The sequence below is a fragment of the Pseudoxanthomonas sp. PXM01 genome (genome assembly GCF_014851815.1).
Classification (GTDB): Bacteria; Pseudomonadota; Gammaproteobacteria; order Xanthomonadales; family Xanthomonadaceae; genus Pseudoxanthomonas_A.
This window is the reverse complement of sequence record NZ_JACVAJ010000002.1, coordinates 1,053,645-1,074,015: the sequence shown is the minus strand read 5'-3', so window position 1 is coordinate 1,074,015 and position 20,371 is coordinate 1,053,645. Positions and strand designations below refer to the sequence as shown.

The following is a 20,371-nucleotide window of genomic DNA, read 5'->3' as shown; positions in this document are numbered from 1 at the left end:
GATTCCGGCGGGTCATTTCCTAGAATCCAGGGCATCGCTTTGTGCGGAGCCCGCCTTGAAGTTCATCCTGTTCGCCAACACCGACTGGTACCTCTACAACTTCCGCCTGTCCACCGCGCGGGAACTGCAGGCGCGCGGCGTCGACGTGGTCATGGTGTCGCCGCCCGGCGAGTTCGGTCAGCGTTTCGCCCAGCACGGCGTGCGATGGATACCGCTGCGCATGCAGCGGGCAAGCCTCAATCCCCTGCGCGAGGCGGGAACGCTCGCTAACCTGGTGTCGCTGCTGCGCGACGAGCGCCCGGACCTGCTGCACAGCTTCACCCTGAAATGCGCGGTGTACGGTGCGCTGGCGGCACGCGCGGCGAAGGTTCCCGCGTACGTCAATGCGGTGACCGGGCTGGGCTACGTGTTCGCCAGCCAGCGCGCCAAGGCGCGCGCGTTGCGCCCGGTGGTGTCCACGCTGATGCGCCTCGCGCTCGGAAGCGAGCGCTCGCGCGTGATCCTGCAGAATCCCGACGACGCGCAGGCGTTCCACTCGCTGCGCCTCGCACCGCCGCAACACATCCGCATGATCCGCAGCTCGGGCGTCGACATCGCCCGCTTCAATGCCGACGGTCGCGGCTCGCGTGGCGAGGGCGCATTGCGCGTCTTGCTGGCTGCGCGCCTGTTGAAGGAGAAGGGCGTGCAGGAGTTCGTCGATGCATCGGCGCAACTGCGTGCCGAGGGTCGCGACATCCACTTCCTGCTCGCCGGCATGCCGGACGAGGGCAACCCGAGCTCGGTGACGCGCAGCGACGTCGAGGCCTGGCAGGCGCAGGGCCTGGTGCGCTGGCTGGGCCACGTGGACGACATGCCGGCATTGCTGCGCGACGTGGATGTGATGGCGCTGCCCAGCTACTACCGCGAGGGCGTGCCGAAGAGCCTGATCGAGGCGGCCGCCTGCAGCATCGCACTGGTGACGACCGATCTGCCCGGGTGCAGGGAGGTGGTGACGCGCGATGGGCACGATGGCCTGCACGTCGAGCCGCGCAGCGCCGCCTCGCTGGCGCGGGTGCTGGCGCGCCTCGATGATGATCGCGCGCTCCTGCAGTCGCTGGGCGAGCGCGCGCGGCAGAAGGCGCTGGCCGACTTCGACGAGCGCGTGGTGATCCGGCGCACCTGCGAGGTGTACGACGAACTGCTGCCCCGGCCGCTCGCGGAGGCGGCATGAGCCAGGCCCTGCCCATGCCGTGGCGCCCGGCGATCGCCGCGCTGTCCGTGTTGTCGCTGGCGACGGCCGCGGGCGCGGCGATGGTGTTCCTCACCCAGGTGTTGCTCGCGCGCCATTTCGGCCCGGCGCAGTACGGCCTGTTCGCGTCGTCGCTGGCGACGGTCAGCCTGGTCGCACCGCTGGCGGGCTTCGGCCTGTCCCAGTTCCGCTTGAAGGCGCACGGCGCCGAAGGGTGGGCCGCCGAACGGTGGCAGCCGGCAGCGTCGCGTTTCATCGCCGTCACCAGCGTGCTCGCGGTCGGCGGCGTGATGCTGTGGGCGCTGGTCGGTCCGCCGGTGGATGCCGACACGCGCACCATGTTGCTCGTGTTGGCGCCCTTCATCCTCGGCCTGCTGGCGGTGGAGCAGATCGGCAGCAAGCTGCGCCTGGAAGAGCGGCATGCGGCGCTGGCGGGGTGGCAACTGGTGCTGCCGGCGGGGCGGTTGGCGATCGCGCTGCTCGCGGTGGCCGGGCTGTCGCTGTCGATCGATGCCGTGGCATGGGGACATGCTGCGTTGGCGGCGCTGGTACTGGCGTTGGCCGTGCCGCAGTGGCGAGCCATGCGGCGTGGCGACTGGACATTGAAAGGCCATGGACCACGCAGCGCCACGGGTATCCGCGACATCGTGCAGCCGGACGCGCGCGCCCTGTTCCGGCACGCATGGCCGTACGGTGTCGCTGCCGTGCTGTATCCGGTGTTCTTCCAGATCGGCACCGTGCTGTTGAAGTACCTGCGCGGCGATGCGGAGGCCGGCCTGTTCGGCATCGCGCTGGCGGTGATGACGGCGATCTACCTGTTCCCCACCACGGTGTACCAGAAGTTCCTGCTCGCGCGGCTGCATCGCTGGGCGGTGCATGACCGCGCGCGCTTCCGCCAGGTGTACCGGCTGGGCTGCGTCGGCATGCTGCTCAGCGGACTCGCGGTCGGCGGCATGCTGGCCTTGCTGGCCGGCCATGCCGTGCGGCTGTTCGGCAGTCCGTACGACGGCGTCACCCCCTTGCTGATGTGGCTGGCGCTGTGCGTGCCGATCCGCTTCCTGTCCACCGCAGTGGGATCGGTGCTGTTGACGGAAGGACAGATGCTGTACCGCGTCGGCGCGATGCTGGCAGCGGCCGCGGCTGCCGTGGTCCTCAACCTGGCGCTGATTCCCCACTACGGTGCATCGGGCGCCGCCTTCGCGACGATCCTTGCAGAGGCGCTGTTGCTGGTCGCCCTGTATGCCGGTGCCCGTCGCGCGCCGGCGCTGCGGGGTGCGCCATGACGGCCCTGCGGACCGCGTTCACCGGCTACTACGGCATGCGCAACTTCGGCGACGACCTGTTCGGCGTGCTGTGCGCGATGGCGGCGCAGTCGTACTGGCGTGCGCAACCCAGCGTGGTGGGACCGCCGCTGCAGGATGCCCCGGCGCGCAGCACCGTGCCGCGGCGCTATCCACCGCGCTGGTACGGCAGTACCGGCGTGGTCGGCAAGGCCAGCCGCTGGCTCAGCTTCGCGCGCGGCCTCCATGATTGCGACGTGCTGGTGATGGGTGGCGGCTCGGTGATCACCGCGCGCGAGTCGTTCCGCAAACCGATGATGCTGTCGGCGGCCGGGCGCGGGGTGAAGCTGGCGGCGGTGGGCGTATCGATCGGTCCGTTCCATGACGAGCGCTCGCGGGCGTCGGTGGCGGAGTTCCTGCAACGCTTCAGCTACCTCTCGGTACGCGACGCGCGCTCGCATCGCGAGGCGCAGGCGCTGGGCGTAGGGTCGATCACCCACGCCGGCTGCGACCTCGCCGCGCTGCTGCCCTGGCTGACGCCGCGCGAGCCGCGTCCCGCGCCGGCACCCGGCGCACCCGTCCGCATCGGCATCGCACCCTGCCACTACCGCGAGGACGGCGACTATGCCGCGGCTCCGCCTAAGCGGCGCTGGGAGGAGCAGCTCATCGCATCGCTCGCCCGCCTGCGCAGCACGCGTCCGGTCATCGTCGATGTCTTCAGCCTCAACGAACACGAACGCCACGGCGACCGCGCGTTGGCACGATCGCTGGTGGAGCGGCTGCGGACCGAAGGCCTCGACGCGCACTGGCAGGGCTATGCGCGACAGGACCCGCTGCGCACGGTCGACGCACTGGCGGCCTGCGACGCGGTGGTCAGCGCGCGCCTGCACGGCGCGATCGTGTCGTATCTGCACGGCGTGCCGTTCATGATCGTCGACTACCACCCGAAGTGCCGCGACTTCGCCGACGACATCGGGCTGGATGCGTCGCTGCGCGTCACTGCGCAGGACACCGACAACCCGTTCGGCGCGGCGCTGCCTGCCCTGCTGGCCGGTGAACTGGCACCGCGCGTTCCGCCCCATGCTTACGCGCAGCGGGCACCGGACGTTTTCCAGCGCGCACCCTGGGCCACGCCATGAACGAGCAACGAGTGGACACCGCCACCGCCACGACCGCACCCGTCAGCGTGGTGGTGCCCTGCTACCGCTGCGCGGACACGATCGCCGAGTCCGTCGCGTCCATCCATGCACAACAGCGCCGGCCGGCCGAGGTCCTGCTCGTCGACGACGCCAGCGGCGACGGCACACTGGATGCGCTGCACCGCATGGCGGCGGCGTATCCGTCGGGTTGGGTGAAGGTGGTGACGTCGCCTGCGAACGGCGGGCCGTCGCAGGCCCGCAACCTGGGATGGAAGGACGCGACGCAGCCTTACATCGCCTTCCTGGATGCCGACGACACCTGGTTGCCGGAGAAGATCGCACTGCAGATGCGCGAACTCGAGCGCGATCCGCAGATCGCGCTGATCGCGCACAGGATGGCGATCCTGCCACGCGGTTCGACGCCGGATCCGGTGCGTGCGCCGGCGCGGCTCCAGACCATCGGCCGTCGCCGCTTTCTGCTCAACAACCCGTTTCCGACCGCGTCGGTGATCCTGCGCCGCGATCTTCCGTTCCGCTTCGACGAGCGGTTCCGTCGCGTGGAGGATTTCCTGCTGTGGGCGCAGATCGGCTTTTCCGGCTATCGCTGCGTCAAGCTCAACCAGGTCCTCGCGTACTGGCACAAGCCGACCTTCGGTGCCTCCGGCCTGAGCGGCGATCTCGACGCGATGCATCGCGCGGGCAAGGAAGTGCGACAGGAACTGCTGCGCACGGGCATGGTCACCCGCGGCGAGCACTGGCTGGCGCGCGGCTTCGGCATGATCCGGCGCGGCCGTCGTCGCGTGCTGTTGATGATGCGCACGGCGGGCGCGGGTTGAGGCGTCGGCGATGAAGGCCTACAGCGTGAAAACCTACGATGCGGCGCCGTACGCGCCGCCACGGGCCGCGCCGCACGCGGCGGCGACCCGCGGGTTGGGGGTGCTGGTGCTGTTGGCCGTGGCCGCGTTCGCCTGCTGGGTGGTCGGTGGCCGGCCGCTGCACATCGGCGAGGACACCGAGACGTATGCGGCGTTCTTCGACGCGTTGGGCGCCGGCCTGCCGGAGACCCGGCTGGAGATCGGCTTCGTCTATCTCAGCTATGCGTTGCGCCGGTTGGGCCTGGGATTGCAGGGCTACCAGACCGCGCTGTTCGCACTGATGCTGCTGGCCGTCGCCGTGGCGGTGAGGATCAACCACCGGCGTTTTCCGCCGACTGTGGCCTATCCGACCCTGCTGTGCGCGTCGTTGACGCTGTTGTTCATCTCGCCGATGTTCGTCAACGCATCGATCAACGCGGTCCGGCAGGGACTGGCGGCGCCGCTGGTGCTCGCGGCGCTGCTGTGCTTCCAGCAGCGGCGCTGGGTGGGCTTCGCGATGCTGGGCGCCGTCGCCGCGAGCCTGCATACGTCCTCGCTGCTATACCTGCTGTGCGCGCCGGCCCTCCTGCTGAAGCCGAATCTGTTGCGAGCCGTCGCCTTGCTGGCGTGCCTGGCGTACGTGGCGGGACTGACGATGAAGGTGGTCTCCATCGGGCTGCCGTCGCTGTACACGACGGTGATGGAGTACACCGCCAACGACAACTACCGGGCCGGCGTGCGCATCGACTTCGCCGTATTCACGCTGTTCTGGTACCTGCTGATGCTCGGCGTCGCGCCGTGGGTGCGGGCCGAGGCGCGGCGTGCGCTGGCGGATGCGGCCTCGGTCTATCTGGTGATGGCGCTGCCGTTCTTCATGATCGGCTGGGGCTACTTCTCCAACCGCTACCTGCTGCCGGCGTGGATGGCGATGTCGTTGATCCTGGCGGCCGCCTGCTGCTACAGCCGGATCGCGCCGCTGCGCCACCCGCTGGTGCTTGGCGCCGGCCTGCTGGCATCGTGCGGCGTGCTGTACGTGTTCGTCTCGCGCGGCATCGTGATCTAGCGTGGCCATGGAAGCGCTCGCGTCCATCGTCGTGTCGTTGAGCTACCCGCCCGCGCTGTCCGCGTGCGTGCTGGCGGTCGCGGCGTTGCTGTGGTGGCTGCGGCGGCGGCATGTCGCCGTCGCGCTGGCGGTCGCCGGCATTGCGTGGTCGATGCTGTGGTCGATCCCGTCCGCATCGAATGCATTGCGCGGCGTGCTCGAGCAACGGTATGCGGTCCGCGACGCCTCGGCCCTGCCGCGCGCCGACGCCATCGTCGTCCTCGGGGGCGGCAGCAACTATGCCTGGCTCGATCACCCCGACGTGGATCCCGACCGGCTGCACAGCAGCCGTCTGGCGGCGGGCGCACGCGCGTGGCATGCCGGAAAGGCCTCGAAGATCATCCTCAGCGGCGGCGCGGTCGGTGGCACGACCGAAGCACGACGCATGGCGGCGGCCATCCAGCGGCTCGGCGTGCCGGACGAGGCGCTGGTGCTGGAGGAGCGCAGCCGCGATACGCGCGACAACGCGCGCTACAGCATGGCGCTGACCGGCGCACAGGGCGGGCGCAAGGTGTTGCTGGTGACATCGGCGCTGCACATGCCGCGCGCGGCGCTGCAGTTCTGCCGCGCGGGCGCCGACGTCACCGCCGTGCCGGTGCCCGAAGGCAGGCCCTCGACGGGCCTGCGCGCGCAATACCTGCCGTCGCGGCGTGCGCTGTGGCGCAGCGGTCGTGCGTTCAAGGAATTCGCGGCGCTGGTCGCCGCGTGGATCGGTGCCTGAGTCCTGCTATCCCGCATTAATGCGGGGTTGTGCTGCTGCCGCCGTTCTCTTCACGCCGCCGTTGCCACGATGAAAAACATGCTGATGCAGCGTGCCGGGCGGTTTCGATGCCCGCATGCCGACATCGGTTCCCCCGTGTTCCAGCGAGGTGCCTGGTGAAGATGCAAACCCCTATGCGGATCCTATTGGCGGCCGCGGTCGCTACCGCACTGACGTCGTGCGCAGGCCAGCGCATGACGAAGCAGCCGACCGTGCCCAGTGGCGACGGCCAGGCGCAGAGCGACGTGCGGATGGTGCCGATCACCCAGGCGCTGGTGGCGGCGCCGCGCGAAACGGTGACCGTGCCGGCATCGCTGGCGCAGTACAAGCCGGAGATCTACCGCATCCAGCCCGGCGACACCTTGCTCGTCACCGTCTGGGACCATCCCGAACTGACATCGCCTGCCGGCAGCCAGCAGCAGGCCGTGACCAATGGTCGCCTGGTGCAACCGGATGGCAGCTTCTTCTTTCCCTATGCGGGCAAGCTGGACGTCAACAACAAGACCATCGAGGAAGTGCGCAGCACGCTGGTCGGCAAGTTGAGCCAGTACCTGAAGTCGCCGCAGGTCGACGTCAATGTGGTCGGCCACGGCGCCAAGGTCACGCTGCAAGGCGCGTTCGAGGACACGGCGCCGCAATCGTTCACTACGGTGCCGCTGACGCTGTCGCAGGCGGTGGGGCAGGCGCGCATCAACGTCGAGGAAGCCGATCTGGCGGGCTTCGTGCTGACCCGCGACGGCCAGGACTATCCGCTCGACCTGGATGCATTGAACCGCAACGGCAAGATCGCCGGCGATGTCTATCTGAAGCCGGGCGACCGCCTGTACCTGCCGTTCAACGATCGCAAGCAGGTGTACGTCATCGGGGAAGTGCTGCGACCGCAGGCGTTGACCTTCAAGACCACCGACATGAGCCTGACCCAGGCGCTGGGACAGACGGGCGGACTGAATCCGGTCACCGCGAAGGGCGACGCCGTCTACGTCATCCGCGGCATGGACGACAACTCGCACGAGCAGGCGACGGTGTACCACCTCGAGGCGGGATCGCCGGTCGCCTTCACGCTGGCGGACCGCTTCCCGCTGCGGCCCGGCGATGTCGTGTGGGTCGGCCCCGCGGGCGTTACCCGCTGGAACCGCTTCCTGACCCAGTTGCTGCCGTTGTCCGGCATCATCAGCAACGCGGCGTCGGCCCAGTACAACTTCGATCGCAACTGATGATCGCGGGCCGATGCGCGTCACGCATCCAGCGGTTCTTCCTCGCGTGTGTACGCCACGGGCCGCGAGGTCAGCGACAGCGCGGGTGACGGGAGCGTCTCGACGACGGGTTGGCGCGAAGCATGGCGACGTGCCGCCAGTACGCGCAGCCGATCGGTACGGGACAGTGCCCATCGCGCCGACCATCGCATGCCCGCCGGCACCGAGCGCACGGCGACATTGGCCTGCGGTTGTCGGGGGTCGTCCATCAGGACGACGACCAGCCAGCCACCGCGGCATGCACTCACTTCCAGTACCGGATGTCCGTCGAGATCCAGGCGCGCACCGCTCCAGTCGTCATCGGGCGCGGCTTCGATCCACTGGAAGTCGTCGGGAAGTTTCATGGGAACAGCCTTGGTCATGGGAGCAGCCTTCTCGTTTTCACGGGGGGAGGAGTGATCGCAAGGCGCGATCGGGCCCGTCATCGACGACGGACGCAACGTGGTTGAGCGAGGGAAACGCGGACGTTCTTCGTTGTGATTTCTTGTCGCCCGATCATAAAGACTGCGAAGGCGTCACGACGGTTTCTGCTGAGTCCGCTTCAGCAACAAGCCGGTGTTGTGGACGTGCGAGCACTGCGTCACATCGAGTCATGTGTGTGAACGATGTTCACGCGCTCATCGCATTGCGTGCGCGTGACGATGCTGCGTCGATGACAGTTTTCTTTCGATGCGTCGGGCGCGGCGCGCGCACAGGGAAAGCGCATGGATGAGCGCAAGCGGAAAGGAGGATTCGCACTGCTGACGCCGGAGCAGCGCAAGGAGATCGCGCGGAAAGGTGGGCGTGCGGCGCAGAAGCGCGGTCGCGCGCATCAGTTCGGCAGCGAGGAGGCGCGCGAGGCAGGCAAGAAAGGCGGCGCGAAGGTCAGCCAGGATCGCGCCTACATGGCGCGCATCGGGGCGAAAGGCGGTCGCGTGAGGCCCAGCGACCGGAAGGCATCGCGTGATGGCGAGGAAGAGTAGGGTCCGCGATGCGCAGGTGCGGGATCAGTCGACCCAGCCGCTGATCTCGCCATGCGTGAAAGGGCCGATCTTCTGCCGCGCGATGCGGCCATCGGCATCCACCAGCACGGTGTACGGCAGCACGCCCTTGGCATTGCCCAGCCACACGCTGGCATCGGCGGGGCCCGGCGTATCCAGCACGATCGGATAGCGCACCGGGATCTTCGCAATGAAGTCATGCACGCCTTCCGGCGTGTCCAACGCCAGACCGATCACCTGCACGCCATCCTCGCCTTGCGCCATGGCGAAACGGTCGAGCTCGGGCATCTCCTCGATGCACGGCCCGCACCAGCTGGCCCAGACGTTGATCAGCAATCGCTTGCCCGCGTAGCGCGTGCGCAGGTCGACGACGGCGCCATCGAGTCCGGGCAGCGCGATCGCGGGCATCGGGTCGCCGATGGCGGCGGGCGTGACGCCGGCCGGCGGTGCCGGTGCGGTCGCGTTCGTGGCCGCATGCAGGGCGCGTTCGCCGACCTGCGTGCGCCACATCGGATTGCCGTTGAACCAGACACTGGCCGCAAGGCCGAGGCCGCCTGCGACGACCGCGACGGCGATGACGCGCGGCGTGGTGACCTTCATCGCGCGGCCCGTTCGAAGGCCTGGCGCATGCCGTCCTGCGTGAGCACCGTCGGCAGCACTTCACCGGCGCCACCGCCACGGGGATACATGACGTACAGCGGCACACCGACCGCGCCATGTTCTTCGAGGAAGGCGGTGATGGCAGGGTCCACGTTCGTCCAGTCGCCCGTCATCATCACCGCCTCGTGCGTGGCGAGCAGATCGCGGAACGCGGCGGTGTTCAGCACGGCCTTCTCGTTGGCCTTGCAGGTGACGCACCAGTCGGCGGTCATGTCGACGAAGACGATGCGGCCCTCGGCACGCAACGAAGCGAGGCGTTCGGCGGAGTAAGGCACGTGGCCGTCCGCCGTCGGTGCAGCAGCGGACGCCACCGGCAGGCGGTGCACCATCAGCAAGGGCAGCAGCGCGGTGGCGGCGAGCGTCAGCGCGAGCACGCGGGGCAGCGGCGACGCGGCAAAGCGCGCGCGCTGGAACCACCACAGCCCCAGCGCCAACAGCACGAGTCCGACCAGCGCCAGGCCGACCGCGTCGATGCCGCGCTGTTTGCCGAGCACCCACAGCAGCCACACGGCGGTCAGGTACATCGGGAAGGCGAGCACCTGCTTCAGCGTCTCCATCCATGCGCCGGGTCGCGGCAGGCGGTTCGCCAGCGCCGGCACGAAGCCGATCAGCAGGAAGGGCAACGCCAGTCCCAGGCCGAGCACGGCGAACACCAGCAACGCGAGCGGGGTGGGCGCGGTGAAGGCGTACGCGAGCGCCACGCCCATGAAGGGCGCCGTGCACGGACTGGCCACGACCACTGCCAGCACACCGGTGAAGAAATCGCCTGCCGGGCCGCGTCGCGAGGCCAGGCCATGTCCGGCACCGGCCAGTCGATGGCCGATGGCGAACACGCCGGACAGGCTCAGACCCACGGCGAACATCACGTAGGCCAGCAGGCCGACCAGCCATGGCTGCTGCAACTGGAAGCCCCAGCCCAGCGCCTGACCTGCGGCGCGCAACGCGATGGCCAGCGCACCGACGGCGACAAAGCTGACCAGCACACCGGCGGTGTACCAGAGTGCACGCCGACGGGCGTCGCCTTCGTTCTGTCCGCTTTCGGCCAACGACAGCGCCTTCAGTGAAAGGATCGGCAGCACGCACGGCATCAGGTTCAGGATCAGGCCGCCGGCCAGTGCCAGCGCGAGGGCGACGAGCAGCGACGTGGCGCCGCCCTGATTGCGCGCAAGTACGTCTTCCGGAGGGCGCGTGCGTTCGACCTCGGCTGCGGCGGGCGTGGTCGCTGCGGTTGCGTCCGGCGCAGCGACCGGCGTGCTGGCGGGGGGCGCCGTGCTCGTCGGCAGTGGCGCGGCGGCAGTGGGTGCCGGCACGTCGGGCGTGCTGGCCGGCGTTATCGTGCCGGCAGGAATCGACAGCTTCACGCGCCGCGTCATCGGCGGATAGCAGATGCCGTCGGTCTGGCAGCCCTGGAAGGTGACGCGCAGCGTGGCCTGCGTAGCGTCCGCCTTTTCGCGCCGCAGCGGCACCGGCACTTCGGCCTGGTCGAAATAGACGGTGACGTCGCCGAAGTGTTCGTCGCGATGCGCCTTGCCCTTCGGCCAGCGCGGTGCCTGCAGTGATACGCCCTGCGCGCCTTCGAGCGCCATCGACGTGCGGTCGCGGTAGACGTAGTAGCCGCGTGCCGGCGTGAAGCGCAGCAGCAGTTCGTTGCCATTGAACGCGATCGCCTCGAACGCGAACGCCTGTTCCGCCGGCAGCGGCAGTGCGTCTATGCCGGCCTGCGGTTTCTGGCCCAGCAGACCGCTGGTGAGCGCGCCGGATCCCAGGGGTACGAAAGCCGCGTCGGTGGCCTCGGCCGGCGGCAGGGCCACCTTCAGCGTGCGCGTCTGTGGCGGATAGCAGATGCCGGCGTCGGCGCAGCCCTGGTACTTGATCTTCAGACTGACGCTGTCGGCGGACGCAGCCGGCTGGCCGGGCAGGGTGGCCACCAGTTCGCCGCGGTAGGTTTCGACGTCGCCGAAGAATTCGTCGCGGTAGGCCTTGCCCTTGGGTAACTGCAGCGGCTGTGCGGCGAAGCCCGCATCGGCCTCCACGCCGGTCCGGTGCCGGTACAGGTAGTAGCCGTCGGTGATCTTCCAGCGCACTTCGATCCGGTCGCGCGTCGCCGCGGTGGCCGTCAGCACGAAGGCCTCGTCCACCGGCAGCAGGTCGTCCTGGGTGATCGCGGCGGACGCGGCCGGGGCGACCAACGAGGCCAGGGGGAGCAGCAGGCAGGCGAGCAGGGAACGGATCAGCGTCATCGGGTCACTCGGGGGCGCGGGTTTCGGCAGCCACCCAGTCCAGATAGGCGGGCAGGCCGACGGCGGTTTCGACCGCCAGGATCTCCGGCAGTTCATAGGGATGCAGCTCCGCCAGCCGCGCCATCAGGGCGTCGCGGCGGTCGGCGGTGGTCTTGGCCAGCAGCTGCACTTCGGTGGCCTGTTCCACCTGGCCCTGCCAGCGATAGGTCGAGACCACCCCGGGCAGCAGGTTCACGCAGGCGGCCAGCCGTTCTTCCACCAGCGTCCGCGCCAGCCGCTGGGCGGTGTCGGCGTCCGGGCAGGTGGACAGGATCAGGAAGACGGGCATGGGCCGGCGATTATTGCAGACCCGCCCGGCCGGCCCCCTGCGACAAAGATGCGCGCCGGCCCTTGAAAGCCGTCCGGGGCACCCAATATCCCCTGCATCCCGGCCTGGCCGGGTTTTTGTACCTGCGGCGTTGGCAGTCCCTCGAGGTGAGTGCTAACATCGCTGCCCCTTTCCTAGTCCAATCAATCACTTAAGAGGATTGAAATGAGCAATATCAAGCCGCTGTACGACCGCCTGGTGGTCAAGCCGATCGAAGCCGAAGAAACCTCGCTCGGCGGCATCATCATTCCCGACGCCGCCAAGGAAAAGCCCACCAAGGGTGAAGTCATCGCCGTCGGCGAAGGCAAGTTCGTCGAAGCCACCGGTGGCGTGCGCGCCCCGAAGGTCAAGGTCGGCGACAAGGTGATCTACGGTCAGTACTCCGGTTCGGCCTACAAGCAGGACGGCGTCGAGTACAAGATCATCAAGGAAGACGACGTCCTCGCGATCCTCGGCTGATCGCGCGCGGCGGCTGCACGCCGCCGCCCACGTCACCGCAATCCTCTTGATGGCGGGCCCCGCGCCCGCCGCACGAACCACTCTCAAAATTCCTGGAGTTGCACATGGCAGCCAAAGATATCCGTTTCGGTGAAGACGCCCGTACGCGCATGGTGCGCGGCGTGAACATCCTCGCCAATGCCGTCAAGGCCACCCTCGGCCCGAAGGGCCGCAACGTCGTGCTCGAGAAGAGCTTCGGCGCCCCGACCATCACCAAGGACGGCGTCTCCGTCGCCAAGGAAATCGAACTGGCCGACAAGTTCGAGAACATGGGCGCGCAGATGGTCAAGGAAGTCGCTTCCAAGACCTCCGACAACGCCGGTGACGGCACCACCACCGCCACCGTGCTGGCGCAGGCGTTCATCCGCGAAGGCTCCAAGGCCGTCGCCGCCGGCATGAACCCGATGGACCTGAAGCGCGGCATCGACCAGGCCGTGAAGGCCGCCGTCGAAGAGCTGAAGAAGCTCTCCAAGCCGACCGCCGACGACAAGGCGATCGCCCAGGTCGGCACCATCTCCGCCAACTCCGACAGCAACATCGGCGACATCATCGCCGAGGCCATGAAGAAGGTCGGCAAGGAAGGCGTGATCACCGTTGAAGAAGGCTCGGGCCTGGAGAACGAACTCGACGTCGTCGAGGGCATGCAGTTCGACCGCGGCTACCTGTCGCCGTACTTCATCAACAACCAGCAGTCGCAGCAGGTCGAATTCGACGACCCCTTCATCCTGATCCACGACAAGAAGGTCTCCAACGTCCGCGAACTGCTGCCGGTGCTGGAAGGCGTCGCCAAGGCCGGTAAGCCGCTGCTGATCGTGGCCGAGGAAGTGGAAGGCGAAGCCCTCGCCACGCTGGTGGTCAACACCATCCGCGGCATCGTCAAGGTCGCCGCCGTCAAGGCGCCGGGCTTCGGTGACCGCCGCAAGGCCATCCTGGAAGACATCGCCACGCTGACCAACGGCACGGTGATCTCCGAGGAAGTCGGCCTGCAGCTGGAGAAGGCGACGATCAACGACCTGGGTCGTGCGAAGAAGGTCGTGATCTCCAAGGAGAACACCACCATCATCGACGGCGCCGGCGATGCCGAGCGCATCCAGTCGCGCATCAAGCAGATCAAGGCCCAGATCGAAGAGACCTCTTCGGACTACGACCGCGAAAAGCTGCAGGAACGCGTGGCCAAGCTGGCCGGCGGCGTGGCCGTGATCAAGGTCGGTGCCTCGACCGAAATCGAAATGAAGGAAAAGAAGGCCCGCGTCGAAGACGCCCTGCACGCCACGCGTGCGGCGGTGGAAGAAGGCGTGGTCCCGGGTGGTGGCGTGGCGCTGATCCGTGCGCTGCAGACCATCGGCACCCTGAAGGGCGCCAACGAAGACCAGAACCACGGCATCCAGATCGCCCTGCGCGCGATGGAAGCCCCGCTGCGCGAGATCGTCACCAATGCCGGCGAAGAGCCGTCGGTGATCGTCAACCGCGTCAAGGACGGTTCGGGCAACTTCGGCTACAACGCCGCCAACGGCGAGTTCGGCGACATGATCGAGTTCGGCATCCTGGACCCGACCAAGGTCACGCGCTCCGCGCTGCAGAACGCCGCCTCGATCGCGGGCCTGATGATCACCACCGAAGCGATGGTGGCCGAGGCGCCGAAGAAGGACGAGCCGGCGATGCCGGCCGGCGGTGGCATGGGCGGCATGGGCGGCATGGACTTCTAAGAAGCCCGCGCTTCCACGCTGTACCGCGACACACCAGACCCCGCCGCAAGGCGGGGTTTGTTTTTGCCTTGTCGTCGTGGCGGGGGGGCGTTAGCCTGCGCGCCATGCATACCTCCTTCATCGTCGTCGACGATTTCCTCGGCCAGCAGGACGCCTGGTCCCTGCGCGATGCGGCCCTGAAGCTGACCTATCCCGACCTGCGTGGCCCCTTTCCAGGACGCAACTCGCTGGAGCGCATCGAGATGGAGGGGTTGCCCGAGATCGCTTCGCACCTGACCGGCGAACGGCTCAAGCCGATCAATCCGCTGCATTCGCATGGCAAGTTCCGCATCACGCTCGCGAGCGACGTCGGCACCGCGAAGGTGCACATCGACCAGGCGTACTGGTCCGGCATCCTCTATCTCAGCAAGCCGGAGGATTGCCGTGGCGGCACCGAGTTCTTCCGGCATCGGCCTTCGAACCGCGATCGCGCACCGCTCAACGACGCCGAACTGGCCGAGATGGGATTCACCTCGCACGCGCAGATGCACCAGGAGATCATCGAGAAGCACAGCAACGACGACAGCGTGTGGGAGCCCACCATGCAGGTGCCGATGCGCTTCAACCGGCTGGTGCTGCTGCGTCCCTGGATGTGGCACACGGCGGGGCCCGCGTTCGGCAGCACGATGGAGGACGGGCGGCTGGTCTATCTGATGTTCTTCACCGGCGCGTGAGCGGCGGTTTTCCGTTGCCGATGAAACATTCGACAAGCGCCGGAAGGCATGGCCCAATGCCTCGCATGAACACGCTCCGCGCCCGCTATTGGTTTTGGTACGAAGGCTTTCCGATGCCGACGGCGGAAGCGAGGACGCGTTCATTCTAGGTAAGACACCAGAAGAATCCCCTTGAAGCCGCCAGCGAAACTGGCGGCTTTTTTGTTGACCCGGAGAAACCCGATGGCCCCCCATACCGACGACCTGCGCATCCGCAAACTCGATGAGCTGGTCACGCCTGCCGCCGTGATCGGCGAGCTGCCCTGCGATGACGTGGTGTCGCAGACCGTGTCCGACGCGCGCGGCGCGCTTCACGACATCCTGCACGGCCGCGACGCCCGCCTCGTCGTGGTGATCGGGCCGTGCTCGATCCACGATCCCGCGTCGGCCATCGAGTACGCCAGGCGCCTGAAGCCGCTGCGCGATGCGCTGGCTGATGATCTGGAAATCGTGATGCGCGTGTACTTCGAGAAGCCGCGTACTACCGTGGGCTGGAAGGGCCTGATCAACGATCCGGCGCTGGACGGCAGCTTCGACATCAACCGCGGCCTGCGCCTGGCCCGCGGCCTGTTGCGCGACATCAACGCGCTCGGCCTGCCGGCGGGCTGCGAATACCTCGACACCATCTCGCCGCAGTACATCAGCGACCTGGTGGCGTGGGGGGCGATCGGCGCGCGCACCACCGAGAGCCAGGTGCACCGCGAGATGGCCAGCGGGCTGTCGTGCCCTGTCGGCTTCAAGAACGGCACCGACGGCAACGTCAAGATCGCGGTGGACGCGGTGGGCGCGGCGTCGCATCCGCACCATTTTCTGGCGGTGACGAAGGAGGGTCGTTCGGCCATCGCGGCGACCGCGGGCAATCCTGATTGCCATGTGATCCTGCGCGGCGGCAAGGCGCCCAACTACGACGCGGCCAGCATCGAGGCGGCCAGCCAGGTGCTGGCGAAGTCGGGATTGCCGGCGCGCCTGATGGTCGATGCCAGCCACGCCAACAGCGGCAAGAACCCGGACAACCAGCCGGCCGTGATCGACGATATCGCCACGCAGCTGGAAGCGGGCGAACGCCGCATCGTTGGTGTGATGGTGGAGAGCCATCTGGTCGGCGGGCGGCAGGACCTGGTCGATGGCCAGCCGCTGACGTACGGGCAGAGCATCACCGATGGATGCCTCGGGTGGGAGGCGTCGGTGCAGGTGCTCGAACGCCTGGCGGATGCGGTGCGGGTGCGACGCCAGCGTTCGGACGCGGTGGTGCAGGCGGCCTGAGCGGGAAGTGACTTCCGGCAGGTCGAAGAGATGACGGCTGGCAACTGACCGTTGGCGGATGGCGGACGAGACTGGCCCCACACCCGCCACCGGAGTCCGCCATGTCCCGTCCCAAACACTACGCATTGCCGCTCGCCCTTGTGCTGGCCTGCTTCGGCGCCTTCCAGGTCCAGGCCGCCGATCTCACCGTCACCCTGCACGACGTGCGCGCGCAGACCGGCCTGCTGAAACTGGCGGTTGTCGATTCGCAGGCCGCCTGGGACGGACAGGCAAAGCCCGTACAGGCCGAGGGTGCTCCGCCGCAGGGCAACGTGGCGACGTTCGTGTTCAAGGATCTGGCGCCGGGCGCCTACGCCGTGCTGGTGACCCATGACGAGAACGGCAACGGCAAGCTCGACAGCAACATGATCGGCATGCCGATCGAAGCCTACGGCTTCAGCAACAACCCCAACGTGATGCGCAAGCCGACGTGGGACGAAGCGCGCTTCGAGGTCGGCGTGCAGGATGCCGCCATCGACATCACCCTGCGTTGAGGAGCCTGGCCATGGATCGCCGCCGCTTCCTGCGCACCCTGTTGTCCGGCGCCACCGCGCTGGCCGTCGCGCCTGCGCTGCTGCGCAGCGAGCACGCCTTCGCCGGTGATCCTGCCCGCTTCGCGGCCGGCCTGCGCGAACAGCCGTGGCTCGCCGGGTGGAAATCCGTGCAGTCCGACACCCTGGGGCCGGCCACCGTCCAACTCGAGGGACGGTTGCCGACAGGCTTCGCCGGCACGCTGTACCGCAATGGGCCGGCGTGGACCGAGCGCGCCGGCTTCCGCTACGAGCATTGGTTCGACGGCGACGGCATGGTGCACGGCTGGCGCTTCAACGGCGACGGCACGCTGAGCCACCACGCGCGCATGGTCGCCACGCCCAAGTTCACCCGCGAGCAGAAGGCCGGGCGCTTCATGTATCCGACGGCAGGCACGTCCATTCCCGACATGCAGCCGATCCGCAACAACGATGACGCGAATACCGCCAATACGTCCGTCACGATGATCAACGGTCGCCTGTTCGCGCTGTCCGAAGCCGGCTCCGCGTTCGAGCTGGATCCGGACGATCTGACGACGCTGGGCCCGGTGACCTGGCGCCCCGACCTGGCGGCCATTCCGTTCTCCGCGCATCCGCTGGTGGACCGCGATGGCTCCTCGTGGAATTTCGGCTCCATCGCGATGATGGGCGGCAACGGCCTGGTCGTGTGGCATATCGGCCGCGATGGCACGCTGGCGTCGGCCGACGTGCTGGAGACGCCGGTCCCCGGCTACCTGCACAGCTTCGCGATGACCGACCGGCATCTGGTCTTCGTGCTGATTCCGTTCCGCTACATCGAGGGCAAAGGAGCGTTCTTCGAGCGCCTGCGGTTCCGGCAGGACCAGCCGCTGCGTGTGGCCGTGGTCGACAAGGCGGCGCCGTCGAAGGCGCAGTGGTTCGAGGCGGATTTCGCGGCGATCTACCACTTCGGCGACGCGCACGAGCGCGACGGCCGCATCACCGTCCGCGCGGTGCAGCACCTGGACCTGGAGGAAGCGCGCTCGCCGATGCGCGCCGCGATGAACGGCGACGTCCATGGCGATGCGCATGGCGGCAAGGGACCGCTGCGTGAGCTGGTGCTGGACCTGCGCAGCGGCAAGGCGCACTGGGAAGACACCGGGATCGCCGGCATCGAGTTCCCGGTGTTCGATGCCCGTACGCCATCCCGCAGCCCGGCGCGTCTGTACGCACCGATCCACCAGGATGGCTCGATCGCACCGTACTTCAGCGCCGTCGGTGCGTTCGACCTCGCACGCGGCCGCCGGCAGGTGCACGACTACGGACGCGACGTGCTGGTGGAAGAACACCTGTTCGTGCCGCGCCCGGGCAGCACGCGTCCGGATGACGGCTGGCTGGTCGGCACGCTGCTCGATGCGGCGAAGGGCCGCAGCGGCATCGCCGTGCTGGATGCCCGGCGCGTCGATGACGGTCCACTGGCGCAGGCCTGGCTGCCGTATACGGTGCCGCTGGGTTTCCACGGGCACTTCGCCGCGCGTTGACGTCCTCCGGCGGCACCGGATGCGGCATCCTGTGCAAATGGAACGGACATCCTTTCGCACGAAATACTTGCGCTGGCTGGCATGGGCACTGATTGCCCTGGTCGCGACGTATGCGCTCTACCTGGTCGCTGGCAACGTGTTCCTCAATACGTCACTGGGCGAGAGGACCGTGAACCGGAAGCCGGAACGTTTCCAGATGCATTGGTCTTCCGGCCACACCTTGTGGCCTGGACGCGTCAGCCTGCGCGAGGTGGCGCTGCAGGGCCAGTCGCGTCGCATCGCCTGGGAGGCGCAGGCGGCGCACGTGGAAGGACGCATTGCGCTGTGGCCCCTGCTGTCGCGACGATTGCACGTGCCCGAGGTGCATGTGCACGACGTGCATGGCGGTGTCCGGCGCGTTGCGAAGGAACGGGTGCCGCCGCCGCCGCGAGAGGGTGGCTGGGAGCTGCAGTTCGACCGCATCGCCAGCGATTCAATCCGGCGCGGCTTCTTCGACGGGTTCGAACTGCTTGGCACGGGCCGCGGCGAGGTCGGCTTCTACAAGCAGCTGCGCGGTGGGCCGATGGAACTGATGCCCTCGACCGCCGGGTTCGCCGGTGCGCGCCTGCTCCGCGATGGCCAGGAAGTATTGCGCGAGGCGACGCTGGATGTTCGCTTCGCGATCGACCGGCATCGGCGCGAGGACGCGGCCGGCCTCGACAAACTTTCGAAGACGCGGCTGGGCGTGAAGCTGGGCGGTCGCACTGCCGGCCTGAACGTGGCCGTCGGTCCACGTGGCGACGTCGCGGTGAAACTGGTGCCCGGAGAAGGACGCGCCGACATCGACTTGGGCTTCGAGCGTGGCCAACTCACGCCCGGCGGTCGCGCGCAGTGGACGATGGCCGTGGCCGGCAACGACATCGCCGGCGCGGTGCGCAACGACATCCTCGGCATCGACGTGGCGGTGGACGAGGACATCGTGCTGAAGGCGACCGTACCGCCGCAGGCCGACGGCAGGCTGGCGATCGAAGCCGACCTGCGCCTGCGGGGACGGAGTGTGCCCCTGCGCGATTTCGCCGGTCTGCTGCCGCGCGCGTCCGGCCATGTGGTGGGGGCCTGGCATTTCGACTCCCTGCGCTGGCTGTCGGGGCTGTTCCCTCAGGCGCCCTGGTTGAAACTCGATGGTGCGGGCTCGGTCAGTGCCGACGTGCAGGTGGCGGATGGACAGCTGGCGGCAGGCAGCCGCATCGCCGTGCCGGAGGTCGACGCGGTGGCCGAGGTGATGGGCAACCGCATCCGTGGTCGCGCCCGCGCCGACATCCGGCTGGATGCGGGCAAGGGGGGCGCCCTGGTGCCGCGACTGCAGGCGACGATGGACCGCTTCGACGTGGCGTCGCTGAAGACGCCCGGAGCGCCCTACGTGCAGGGGAGGCATCTGGCCCTGTCGATCAATGCCGATGGGCCGTTGGCGCAGCTGCGCGACGCATTGCAGGCGAGGGTGGTGTTCAAGGACGCCCGCGTGCCGGACCTGCGTGTCTATAACCCGTTCCTGCCGCGCCGGCACATGCGTTTCGACGCGGGTGCCGGCGTGCTCAGCGGCGATCTGTCACTGGATGCGGCGGGCGAGGTGGGGCACGGCACGGTCCGCATCGCCGGGCGCGGCACCCGCATGCATCTGGCGGGCGTGCAGCTGCGTGGCGATATCGACCTGGACCTGAAGCTGCGCCGCGCCGACCTGAAGCGGCGGCTGTTCGTCGCGGACGGCAGCACCGTGCAGGTGCGCAATGTCGGCTTCACCGAGCCCGGCGGGGAATCGCGGCGTGGCTGGTGGGCGCGGGTGACGCTGGACCGGGCACGGCTGGACGTCGATCGGCCGATCAGCGCCGGCGGCGGAGCCGACGTGACGATGAAGGATGTCGGCTTCCTGCTGGCCTTGTTCTCGCGACAGAAGGAGTACCCGGCCTGGGTCTACAAACTGGTCGATGCCGGCCAGGCGCAGGTCAGGGGCCGCCTGCAATGGCGCGATGACCTGTTGGTGCTCGACCGGATGCACGCGCGCAACGACCGCTACGACATGCTGGCGCGGCTGCGCCTGCAGGGCGGACAGCGGCAGGGCGATCTGTATGCCCGCTGGCGCGCGCTGAGCGTCGGCATGGAAGTGCAGGGGACCCAGCGCAAGCTCCACCTTGTCCGCGCCCGGGACTGGTACGACGGACGTCCCCACTACCTGAAATAGGCAGGA

At 68.3% G+C, this 20,371-nt stretch carries 19 protein-coding genes; 15 read left to right on the top strand and 4 right to left on the bottom strand.

The features are described 5' to 3' along the window. Positions 1-55: 55 nt before the first annotated feature. From IB230_RS14505 to IB230_RS14475, 7 genes are all read left to right on the top strand, one after another. Complete coding sequence (locus IB230_RS14505) at positions 56-1,210, top strand: glycosyltransferase family 4 protein (protein WP_192273459.1); 1,155 nt, start codon at positions 56-58, stop codon at positions 1,208-1,210. Continuing rightward, complete coding sequence (locus IB230_RS14500; RefSeq protein ID WP_192273457.1) at positions 1,207-2,511, top strand: oligosaccharide flippase family protein; 1,305 nt, start codon at positions 1,207-1,209, stop codon at positions 2,509-2,511. The genes IB230_RS14505 and IB230_RS14500 overlap by 4 nt, the downstream gene beginning before the upstream one ends. Then, positions 2,508-3,647 carry a polysaccharide pyruvyl transferase family protein gene (locus tag IB230_RS14495; RefSeq protein ID WP_192273455.1) on the top strand — a complete coding sequence of 380 codons (1,140 nt, stop codon included), beginning with the start codon at positions 2,508-2,510 and terminating at the stop codon, positions 3,645-3,647. Before IB230_RS14500 ends, IB230_RS14495 begins: the two co-directional genes overlap by 4 nt. Continuing rightward, entirely contained in the window at positions 3,644-4,483 is an 840-nt protein-coding gene (locus IB230_RS14490) for a glycosyltransferase family 2 protein (RefSeq protein ID WP_192273453.1), read from the top strand. Before IB230_RS14495 ends, IB230_RS14490 begins: the two co-directional genes overlap by 4 nt. Positions 4,484-4,493: 10 nt before the next feature. Further along, positions 4,494-5,564, top strand: coding sequence for an EpsG family protein (locus IB230_RS14485; protein ID WP_192273451.1), 1,071 nt, complete (start codon positions 4,494-4,496; stop codon positions 5,562-5,564). A gap of 7 nt (positions 5,565-5,571) precedes the next feature. Then, positions 5,572-6,324, top strand: a complete 753-nt coding sequence (locus IB230_RS14480; protein WP_192273449.1) for a YdcF family protein — start codon at positions 5,572-5,574, stop codon at positions 6,322-6,324. A gap of 233 nt (positions 6,325-6,557) precedes the next feature. Continuing rightward, complete coding sequence (locus tag IB230_RS14475; RefSeq protein WP_225589521.1) at positions 6,558-7,577, top strand: polysaccharide biosynthesis/export family protein; 1,020 nt, start codon at positions 6,558-6,560, stop codon at positions 7,575-7,577. A 20-nt stretch (positions 7,578-7,597) separates the two neighbouring features. Here the strand turns inward: IB230_RS14475 and IB230_RS14470 are convergent, their stop codons facing one another. Continuing rightward, positions 7,598-7,960, bottom strand: coding sequence for a hypothetical protein (locus tag IB230_RS14470; protein WP_192273445.1), 363 nt, complete (start codon positions 7,958-7,960; stop codon positions 7,598-7,600). A 360-nt stretch (positions 7,961-8,320) separates the two neighbouring features. Here IB230_RS14470 and IB230_RS14465 point away from each other — a divergent pair, with 360 nt between their 5' ends. Next, positions 8,321-8,578 carry a KGG domain-containing protein gene (locus tag IB230_RS14465; protein WP_192273443.1) on the top strand — a complete coding sequence of 86 codons (258 nt, stop codon included), beginning with the start codon at positions 8,321-8,323 and terminating at the stop codon, positions 8,576-8,578. Positions 8,579-8,602: 24 nt separating this feature from the next. Here IB230_RS14465 and IB230_RS14460 read toward each other — a convergent pair whose 3' ends face one another. From IB230_RS14460 to cutA, 3 genes are read right to left on the bottom strand one after another with little or no spacing between them, the layout of a single operon-like run. Then, a complete protein-coding gene (locus tag IB230_RS14460) occupies positions 8,603-9,196 on the bottom strand; it encodes a TlpA disulfide reductase family protein (RefSeq protein ID WP_192273441.1) in 594 nt (197 codons plus the stop codon). Next, complete coding sequence (locus IB230_RS14455; RefSeq protein ID WP_192273439.1) at positions 9,193-11,496, bottom strand: protein-disulfide reductase DsbD; 2,304 nt, start codon at positions 11,494-11,496, stop codon at positions 9,193-9,195. Before IB230_RS14455 ends, IB230_RS14460 begins: the two co-directional genes overlap by 4 nt. A 4-nt stretch (positions 11,497-11,500) precedes the next feature. Then, positions 11,501-11,824, bottom strand: a complete 324-nt coding sequence (gene cutA / locus IB230_RS14450) for a divalent-cation tolerance protein CutA (protein WP_192273437.1) — start codon at positions 11,822-11,824, stop codon at positions 11,501-11,503. A 204-nt stretch (positions 11,825-12,028) separates the two neighbouring features. Between cutA and IB230_RS14445 the strand changes: the two genes are divergently transcribed. The 7 genes from IB230_RS14445 to IB230_RS14415 all read left to right on the top strand — a co-directional run bounded on the left by IB230_RS14445 (position 12,029) and on the right by IB230_RS14415 (position 20,365). Next, positions 12,029-12,322 carry a co-chaperone GroES gene (locus tag IB230_RS14445; RefSeq protein WP_192273435.1) on the top strand — a complete coding sequence of 98 codons (294 nt, stop codon included), beginning with the start codon at positions 12,029-12,031 and terminating at the stop codon, positions 12,320-12,322. Positions 12,323-12,426: 104 nt separating this feature from the next. Continuing rightward, positions 12,427-14,067, top strand: a complete 1,641-nt coding sequence (gene groL / locus IB230_RS14440; RefSeq protein ID WP_055939743.1) for a chaperonin GroEL — start codon at positions 12,427-12,429, stop codon at positions 14,065-14,067. Between the two features lie 104 nt (positions 14,068-14,171). Then, complete coding sequence (locus IB230_RS14435) at positions 14,172-14,780, top strand: DUF6445 family protein (RefSeq protein ID WP_192273433.1); 609 nt, start codon at positions 14,172-14,174, stop codon at positions 14,778-14,780. Positions 14,781-15,002: 222 nt separating this feature from the next. Beyond that, positions 15,003-16,082, top strand: coding sequence for a 3-deoxy-7-phosphoheptulonate synthase (locus IB230_RS14430; protein ID WP_192273431.1), 1,080 nt, complete (start codon positions 15,003-15,005; stop codon positions 16,080-16,082). A gap of 101 nt (positions 16,083-16,183) precedes the next feature. Beyond that, positions 16,184-16,615 carry a DUF2141 domain-containing protein gene (locus IB230_RS14425; protein ID WP_192273429.1) on the top strand — a complete coding sequence of 144 codons (432 nt, stop codon included), beginning with the start codon at positions 16,184-16,186 and terminating at the stop codon, positions 16,613-16,615. A gap of 11 nt (positions 16,616-16,626) precedes the next feature. Then, positions 16,627-18,150 carry a carotenoid oxygenase family protein gene (locus IB230_RS14420; protein WP_192273427.1) on the top strand — a complete coding sequence of 508 codons (1,524 nt, stop codon included), beginning with the start codon at positions 16,627-16,629 and terminating at the stop codon, positions 18,148-18,150. Positions 18,151-18,217: 67 nt separating this feature from the next. Next, positions 18,218-20,365: a hypothetical protein gene (locus IB230_RS14415; protein WP_192273425.1), complete on the top strand. Its 2,148-nt coding sequence runs from the start codon at positions 18,218-18,220 to the stop codon at positions 20,363-20,365. Positions 20,366-20,371 lie beyond the last annotated feature (6 nt).

Bases quoted from the DNA above. Each gene is read 5' to 3' on its own strand.
- IB230_RS14500 (WP_192273457.1), top strand. From the start codon at position 1,207: ATGAGCCAGGCCCTGCCCATGCCGTGGCGCCCGGCGATCGCCGCGCTG.
- IB230_RS14495 (WP_192273455.1), top strand. From the start codon at position 2,508: ATGACGGCCCTGCGGACCGCGTTCACCGGCTACTACGGCATGCGCAAC.
- IB230_RS14490 (WP_192273453.1), top strand. From the start codon at position 3,644: ATGAACGAGCAACGAGTGGACACCGCCACCGCCACGACCGCACCCGTC.
- IB230_RS14485 (WP_192273451.1), top strand. From the start codon at position 4,494: ATGAAGGCCTACAGCGTGAAAACCTACGATGCGGCGCCGTACGCGCCG.
- IB230_RS14480 (WP_192273449.1), top strand. From the start codon at position 5,572: ATGGAAGCGCTCGCGTCCATCGTCGTGTCGTTGAGCTACCCGCCCGCG.
- IB230_RS14475 (WP_225589521.1), top strand. From the start codon at position 6,558: ATGACGAAGCAGCCGACCGTGCCCAGTGGCGACGGCCAGGCGCAGAGC.
- IB230_RS14470 (WP_192273445.1), bottom strand. From the start codon at position 7,960: ATGAAACTTCCCGACGACTTCCAGTGGATCGAAGCCGCGCCCGATGAC.
- IB230_RS14465 (WP_192273443.1), top strand. From the start codon at position 8,321: ATGGATGAGCGCAAGCGGAAAGGAGGATTCGCACTGCTGACGCCGGAG.
- IB230_RS14460 (WP_192273441.1), bottom strand. From the start codon at position 9,196: ATGAAGGTCACCACGCCGCGCGTCATCGCCGTCGCGGTCGTCGCAGGC.
- IB230_RS14455 (WP_192273439.1), bottom strand. From the start codon at position 11,496: ATGACGCTGATCCGTTCCCTGCTCGCCTGCCTGCTGCTCCCCCTGGCC.
- cutA (WP_192273437.1), bottom strand. From the start codon at position 11,824: ATGCCCGTCTTCCTGATCCTGTCCACCTGCCCGGACGCCGACACCGCC.
- IB230_RS14445 (WP_192273435.1), top strand. From the start codon at position 12,029: ATGAGCAATATCAAGCCGCTGTACGACCGCCTGGTGGTCAAGCCGATC.
- groL (WP_055939743.1), top strand. From the start codon at position 12,427: ATGGCAGCCAAAGATATCCGTTTCGGTGAAGACGCCCGTACGCGCATG.
- IB230_RS14435 (WP_192273433.1), top strand. From the start codon at position 14,172: ATGCATACCTCCTTCATCGTCGTCGACGATTTCCTCGGCCAGCAGGAC.
- IB230_RS14430 (WP_192273431.1), top strand. From the start codon at position 15,003: ATGGCCCCCCATACCGACGACCTGCGCATCCGCAAACTCGATGAGCTG.
- IB230_RS14425 (WP_192273429.1), top strand. From the start codon at position 16,184: ATGTCCCGTCCCAAACACTACGCATTGCCGCTCGCCCTTGTGCTGGCC.
- IB230_RS14420 (WP_192273427.1), top strand. From the start codon at position 16,627: ATGGATCGCCGCCGCTTCCTGCGCACCCTGTTGTCCGGCGCCACCGCG.